The sequence below is a fragment of the Bowmanella dokdonensis genome (genome assembly GCF_017254865.1).
Lineage (GTDB): Bacteria > Pseudomonadota > Gammaproteobacteria > Enterobacterales > Alteromonadaceae > Bowmanella > Bowmanella dokdonensis.
In genome coordinates this window covers 1-300 of record NZ_JAFKCV010000318.1, presented here as the reverse complement: position 1 = coordinate 300, position 300 = coordinate 1, and the positions used below count along the sequence as shown (strand labels likewise).

Below are 300 nucleotides of genomic sequence, written 5' to 3'. Positions count from 1 at the left end.
GGGGATTCAGTGCCAGGGCCTTTTGCAGACTGTGCTGGGCCTGGTCTATACGCCCGACAAAACGCTGCACTGTGGCCAGATTGTAGTGATGATCGGCCGCATCCGGAGCAAGTTGGACAGCCCGTTCAAACAGCCCCATGGCCTGGTCATAGTGTTTAAGCTGGTTGAATACCAAGCCCAGTTCGGAATGCCAGCGCGCCTGGTCAGGCAAAATGCTGGCCAGCCTCAGAGCTTCGGCGGTGGCCAGAGTAAGCTGGTTATTACCGAGTAGCTTTTTAATGCGGTTAAGTTGTTGATGTA

General features: G+C 54.7%; 1 protein-coding gene. It reads right to left on the bottom strand.

Annotated features, from left to right (window positions below):
• A partial coding sequence (locus J0A66_RS22755; RefSeq protein WP_206576067.1) for a tetratricopeptide repeat protein occupies positions 1-300 on the bottom strand: 300 nt, incomplete at both ends.